This is a genomic window from Kitasatospora sp. NPDC058965 (assembly GCF_042741245.1).
Taxonomy (GTDB): Bacteria; Actinomycetota; Actinomycetes; order Streptomycetales; family Streptomycetaceae; genus Kitasatospora.
This window is the reverse complement of sequence record NZ_JBHYKG010000420.1, coordinates 1-5,945: the sequence shown is the minus strand read 5'-3', so window position 1 is coordinate 5,945 and position 5,945 is coordinate 1. Positions and strand designations below refer to the sequence as shown.

Here is a 5,945-nt window from a genome sequence, read left to right as displayed (position 1 = left end):
GGGGAGAGGACGCCGGGCCCGACTGGTTGCGCGGGTGATCAGAGCTCGACCAGGCGGGCCAACGGGATCTCGATCGGGAAGGGCAGGTCGGTCGTGAGGGCCCCGACGTGGTGCCCGCCCCCGGGGGGGCCGGGGCATACAGGTGCTCAGCGTCCGGCGGTGACCACCTGGGCCGAGGGGGCGGCGGACACCGCGCGGACCCGGTCGGCGGCCTCGGCGCCGTCGCAGGGGTGCGCGCCGAGCTCGACCTGGCGGGCCACGATGCCCCGCTCGGCCCGCATCAGCCGCCAGCCGCGGCGCAGCAGCACCGGGATCGACTTGCGTCCCTCCCGCACGTCCCGGCGGAACCGCCGCCAGGCCGTGGTGAGCGGGCGGTTGCGCAGGCAGAGGGCGTCGCCCAGCAGGCCCTCGGCCCGGCACTGGGCGACCAGTTCGGCGGCGAAGATGCCCTCGGCCACGAACGCGCCCGCGCCGTCCAGGTCGAGCAGGTGGGTGCCGTCGCGGCCGTTGGCCCGGATCGAGTAGACCGGCACCTCGGCCCGGCCGAACTCGGTCAGCACCCGGATCGCGGCCAGCGCGTCGGCCCGGTGCCAGCTGAGCGGCGAGTCCCAGTCGGTGCCGCCGTCGGGCAGCTCGGGCAGTGTGGGGTCGTCGCCGTCCTTGTAGAAGTCGTCCAGCTGGAGCACCGGCAGGCCGCACTGCTGGGCCAGCGAGGACTTCCCCGACCCCGAGGGCCCGGAGAGCAGGATCACGCGGGCGCGGGGAGCCGGGAGAGGGTTCAGCGGGGAGTCACTCACGAGACACCAGTCTGACGCATCCGGCACACCCGGCGGAACCGCTCGGGCCGGAACTGGCATAGTCCCCGAATGGCGTGCGCCACACGGACGGTGGCGGTCCGACGGATCGCGGGCAGCGGTGGACGGGCCCGCGCCAGGGGGGGAGAGGCGCGGGCCCGTCGGGGCCGTCCGGGCCCCTGGGGGGTTGGGGGCGGGGGACGGCCGACTGCGGGGGTGTCCGGACTACTGGCCCATCGGGTGCCAGACCGTCTTCGTCTCCAGGAAGGAGAGCAGCCGGTCGGTGCCCGGAGCGAGCGTCCAGTCCTGCGCCGACGGATCGAGGGCCGGGCGCAGCACCCGCTTCAATGTATCGGCCGCCAGCGCCTCCAGTGAAGCCGCCGCGCCGGGTCCTTCGTCTGCGACCGCTCCGGTCAGGTCCAGCGCGTTGACGTCCTGGTGCGAGGCCAGGGTCGGCGCCAGGTCGGCGGTGCGGCCGGAGAGCAGGTTGACCACGCCGCCGGGCAGGTCCGAGGTGGCCAGCACCTCGCCCAGCGACAGGGCCGGCAGCGGCGCGTCGGCGGCCACCGCGACCACCGCGGTGTTGCCGGTGGCGATCACCGGGGCGAGCACCGAGACCAGGCCCAGGAAGGAGTGGCCGTAACCCGCCTGCGGGGCCAGGATGCCGACCACACCGGTGGGCTCGGGCACCGAGAGGTTGAAGTACGGTCCGGCCACCGGGTTGGCGGCGCCGGCGACCTGCGCCACCTTGTCGGTCCAGCCGGCGTACCAGACCCAGCGGTCGATCGCCCGGTCCACCAGCGCGGCGGCCTTCTTGGCACCCAGGCCCTCGGCGGTGGCCACCTCGGCGGTGAACTGCTCGCGCCGGCCCTGCAGCATCTCGGCCACCCGGTACAGCACCTGGCCGCGGTTGTAGGCGGTGGTGCCGGACCAGCCCTTGACCGCCGCGCGGGCGGCCAGCACCGCGTCGCGGGTGTCCTTGCGGGTGCCCAGCGGGGCGTTGGCCAGCCACTGGCCCTTTGCGTCGGTCACCTCGTACACCCGTCCGCTCTCGGAGCGCGGGAACTTCCCGCCGACGAACAGCTTGTACGTCTTGAGGACGTCAAGACGCGTCACGACATCAGACATCGAGGGCCTCGCTCATCAGGTAGGGCTCCAGACCGTGGCGGCCACCCTCGCGGCCGTAGCCCGACTCCTTGTAGCCGCCGAACGGCGAGGTCGGGTCGAACTTGTTGAAGGTGTTGGCCCAGACGACGCCGGCCCGGAGCCGCTCGGCCGTCCAGAGGATCCGCGAGCCCTTCTCCGTCCAGATGCCGGCGGACAGGCCGTACTGGGTGTTGTTGGCCTTCTCCACCGCCTCGGCGGGAGTGCGGAAGGTCAGCACCGAGAGCACCGGCCCGAAGATCTCCTCGCGGGCGATCCGGTGCGCCTGGCTCACCCCGGTGAACAGGGTGGGGCGGAACCAGTAGCCGGCTGCCGGCAGGTCGCAGGCCGGGGCCCAGCGCTCGGCGCCCTCGGCCTCCCCGGCGGCGGCCAGCTCGGTGATCCGGGCCAGCTGGGCGGCCGAGTTGATGGCGCCGATGTCGGTGTTCTTGTCCAGCGGGTCGCCGACCCGCAGGGTGGCCATCCGGCGCTTCAGCGCGTCCAGCAGCTCGTCCTGGACCGACTCCTGCACCAGCAGCCGGGAGCCGGCGCAGCAGACGTGGCCCTGGTTGAAGAAGATGCCGTTGACGATGCCCTCGACCGCCTGGTCGATCGGCGCGTCGTCGAAGACGATGTTGGCCGCCTTGCCGCCGAGCTCCAGCGAGAGCTTCTTGCGGCTGCCGGCCAGCTGCTTGGCGATCGCCCGGCCCACCGCGGTCGAGCCGGTGAAGGCGACCTTGTTGACGTCCGGGTGCGCGGTCAGCGCGGCGCCGGTGCGGCCGTCGCCGGTGACGATGTTCACCACGCCCGCGGGCAGGCCCGCCTGGCGGCAGATCTCGGCGAACCGCAGCGCGGTCAGCGGAGTGGTCTCGGCCGGCTTGAGCACCACGGTGTTGCCGGTGGCCAGGGCCGGGGCGATCTTCCAGGCCAGCATCAGCAGCGGGAAGTTCCACGGGATGACCTGGCCGGCCACGCCGAGCGGGCGCGGGTTGGCACCGAAGCCGGCGAAGTCCAGCTTGTCCGCCCAGCCCGCGTAGTAGAAGAAGTGCGCGGCGACCAGCGGCAGGTCGACGTCGCGGGTCTCCTTGATCGGCTTGCCGTTGTCGATCGACTCCAGCACGGCCAGCTCGCGGGACCGCTCCTGGATGATCCGGGCGATCCGGAACAGGTACTTGGCCCGCTCGCTGCCGGGCAGCGCGGACCAGTCGGCGAAGGCCCTGCGGGCGGCCGCGACCGCGCGGTCCACGTCCTCCTCGGTGCCCTGGGCGAACTCGGCCAGCACCTGCTCGGTGGCGGGGTTGACCGTCTTCAGCGCCTCGCTGCCACTGGAGTCGACGAACTCGCCGCCGATGAAGTGGCCGTAGGAGGTGGCGAGGTCCCCGGCCGCGGCGGGGGACTCCGGCGCGGGTGCGTACCCGAACACCGGCCGCGCGGCGGCGGCGGGGGCGTCCTTGGCGATGCTCTTCTTGGCCATGGTGATCAGTCCACCGTCACGTAGTCGGGACCGGAGTACCGGCCGGTGCGCAGCTTCTGGCGCTGCATCAGCAGGTCGTTGAGCAGGCTGGAGGCGCCGAAGCGGAACCAGTCGGGGGACAGCCAGTCGTCGCCGAGCGTCTCGTTGACCATCACCAGGTACTTCATCGCGTCCTTGGTGGTGCGGATGCCGCCGGCCGGCTTCACGCCGATCTGGGTGCCGGTGGCGGCCCTGAAGTCGCGCACCGCCTCCAGCATCAGCAGGGTCACCGGCGGGGTGGCGTTGACCGCGACCTTGCCGGTGGAGGTCTTGATGAAGTCGGCGCCGGCCAGCATCGCCAGCCAGGAGGCGCGCCGCACGTTGTCGTAGGTCTGCAGCTCGCCGGTCTCGAAGATCACCTTGAGGTGGGCCGCCGTGCCGTCCCCGCGCCCGCAGGCCTGCTTGACCGCGCGGATCTCCTCGAAGACCTCCAGGTAGCGGCCGGAGAGGAAGGCGCCGCGGTCGATCACCATGTCGATCTCGTCGGCTCCGGCGGCCACCGCGTCGGCGGTGTCGGCCAGCTTGACCGGCAGCGCGGCGCGACCGGCCGGGAAGGCGGTGGCGACCGAGGCGACCTGGACCGAGGTCCCGGCCAGCGCCGCCTTGGCGGTGGCGACCATGTCCGGGTAGACGCAGATCGCGGCCACCTGCGGGGTGTCCGGGTCGCTGGGGTCCGGGTGCTTGCCCTTGGTGCAGAGCGCGCGCACCTTGCCGACCGTGTCCGCGCCCTCCAGCGTGGTCAGGTCGATCATCGAGATGGCGAGGTCGATGGCGAAGGCCTTGGCGGTGGTCTTGATCGACCGGGTGCCCAGGGCGGCCGCGCGGGCCTCCAGGCCGACCGCGTCGACGCCGGGCAGGCCGTGCAGGAAACGGCGGAGCGAGGCCTCGGAGGCGGCGACGTCGCTCAGGCCGCCGCCCGCCGCACCTGGGGACACCTCCCGGCCGCCAGGCTGGGGGAGAGCATGGGCTGCAAGAGTGGACATAGTCACCAGATGAGCATATCTACGCGCGTAGGAGAGCGGTAGCGGGGGTCCGTCTTCGATGCGCGACCGAGACCTGCTCCCGCTCCGCCGGGCGGCGGGCGCCTGCCGGAGGGGTGGGCGGGCGGAATATGCCAGAGGAACTGAGCCACCGTCATGAGAACGGTGGAGAAAGCTCAAATCTCGCGCAGATCAGGCCAACAGGCGGATACGCCACCGGTCCACGCGGGTAGCGTCCCTGTCAAGGGGAGGAAGGCCGGGGGAGGTGGCGCGGTGTTCGACACGGCACAGTGGCCCATGGTGTGGACCGGGTTCCTGTTGATGGCGGTGAGCGTGCGGCTCTCCGTGACGGTGCGCACCCACCGGCACCGCCGGACGGGTCCGGCCCGCCGGCCCAGCCACCTGGAGTGGCTGCCGGGCCTGGCCGGGCTGATCGCTGTGGTCGGGGCCGGTCCGCGCTGCCTGCGGGCCGGCAGCTCGGTGCTCGCCGTCACCGACGACCTGGCCCGGGTGGCCGGTGCCGCGGTGCCGGTGCTGCTGCTGTACGGCGCGGTCGTGCTGCTGCGCCGCCAGCGCGGCTGACCCGTCCGCCGCCGGAGGGGCGACCGACCCGTCCGCCGCCCGACTCGCCGGCGCGCCCCGCACGCCCGCTGCCGCCGACCCCGCCCGCCGCCGCGCCGTGGCCGGCCGACCCGCCCGCCGCGGTGCCGCCGACCTGCGGTGCGACCCGCGCCGTGATCGGGCCCGCGCCGGGTCGCGGCCGAAAAGTGATGGACGTGGCCCACGGGAAGCCGGGACGGATGCGGCAGAATCGTCCTCATGACCGATTCCGCAGGCCAGCCCCACCAGGGCTCCGCCGCCCCCGCCGACGGGCCGAAGACCGACCAGGTCTTCCGCTCCACCCCCGGCATGATCTCCGGCATCCTGCTGCTGCTCTGTGCCGCCTGGCTGATCATCGACGCCGTCGTCACCGGCCACGGCAAGACGCCGTGGATCGCGCTGGCCGCGGGCCCGGTCTTCGGCCTGCCGGTGTTCGCCTACACGCTGCGCCCGGCCGTGCTGGCGGGCCAGGACCGGCTGCTGGTCCGCAACCCGCTGCGCACCATCGTGGCGCCGTGGGCCGCGGTCGAGGGGCTGCGCTCCAGCTACTCCGCCGAGCTGACCACCGGTGGCCGGACGTACCAGGTGTGGGCCGTGCCGGTCTCGCTGCGCCAGCGCAAGAAGGCGATGCGCCGCCATTCGCTGTCCGCCGCCGCCGTCGACCCGCGGGCCGCCCGGGTGGGCGCGCTGAGCCGTCCCGGTCGCGGCGCGGTGCTCGGCGCGCCGGACCCGACCCGGGCCTGGTCCGACCAGGTGGTGGACTTCCTGCGGGAGCGCGCGGAGATCAACGCCGTCCGGCCGACCGCCCAGGGCGAGTCCACGGTGACCTGGTACTGGCCGGTCATCGTGCCCACCCTGGTGGCGCTGGCCGTGCTGATCGTCCTGATCAACATCTGAACCTCCGGTACTCACGGC

6 protein-coding genes are annotated in these 5,945 nt (G+C 73.5%); 2 read left to right on the top strand and 4 right to left on the bottom strand.

From position 1 onward, the window contains the following. Positions 1-146 precede the first annotated feature (146 nt). From ACFW1A_RS37390 to deoC, 4 genes are all read right to left on the bottom strand, one after another. The gene (locus ACFW1A_RS37390) at positions 147-797 is read right to left on the bottom strand and encodes an ATP-binding protein (protein WP_380417560.1); all 651 of its coding nucleotides are present in this window, start codon (positions 795-797) and stop codon (positions 147-149) included. Positions 798-1,019: 222 nt separating this feature from the next. Continuing rightward, positions 1,020-1,922, bottom strand: coding sequence for an aldehyde dehydrogenase family protein (locus tag ACFW1A_RS37385; protein WP_380417558.1), 903 nt, complete (start codon positions 1,920-1,922; stop codon positions 1,020-1,022). Continuing rightward, positions 1,915-3,411: an aldehyde dehydrogenase family protein gene (locus ACFW1A_RS37380; RefSeq protein WP_380417556.1), complete on the bottom strand. Its 1,497-nt coding sequence runs from the start codon at positions 3,409-3,411 to the stop codon at positions 1,915-1,917. Before ACFW1A_RS37380 ends, ACFW1A_RS37385 begins: the two co-directional genes overlap by 8 nt. Positions 3,412-3,416: 5 nt before the next feature. Continuing rightward, positions 3,417-4,433 (bottom strand): deoxyribose-phosphate aldolase, encoded by a 1,017-nt coding sequence (gene deoC, locus ACFW1A_RS37375; RefSeq protein ID WP_380417554.1) that lies wholly within the window; start codon positions 4,431-4,433, stop codon positions 3,417-3,419. Positions 4,434-4,703: 270 nt separating this feature from the next. Between deoC and ACFW1A_RS37370 the strand changes: the two genes are divergently transcribed. Next, positions 4,704-5,012 (top strand): hypothetical protein, encoded by a 309-nt coding sequence (locus ACFW1A_RS37370; protein ID WP_380417552.1) that lies wholly within the window; start codon positions 4,704-4,706, stop codon positions 5,010-5,012. Between the two features lie 237 nt (positions 5,013-5,249). Beyond that, on the top strand, positions 5,250-5,927 hold the full coding sequence (locus tag ACFW1A_RS37365) for a PH domain-containing protein (protein ID WP_380417550.1): 678 nt from the start codon (positions 5,250-5,252) through the stop codon (positions 5,925-5,927). The last annotated feature ends 18 nt before the right edge of the window (positions 5,928-5,945 follow it).

Bases quoted from the DNA above. Each gene is read 5' to 3' on its own strand.
- ACFW1A_RS37385 (WP_380417558.1), bottom strand. From the start codon at position 1,922: ATGTCTGATGTCGTGACGCGTCTTGACGTCCTCAAGACGTACAAGCTG.
- ACFW1A_RS37380 (WP_380417556.1), bottom strand. From the start codon at position 3,411: ATGGCCAAGAAGAGCATCGCCAAGGACGCCCCCGCCGCCGCCGCGCGG.
- deoC (WP_380417554.1), bottom strand. From the start codon at position 4,433: ATGTCCACTCTTGCAGCCCATGCTCTCCCCCAGCCTGGCGGCCGGGAG.
- ACFW1A_RS37365 (WP_380417550.1), top strand. From the start codon at position 5,250: ATGACCGATTCCGCAGGCCAGCCCCACCAGGGCTCCGCCGCCCCCGCC.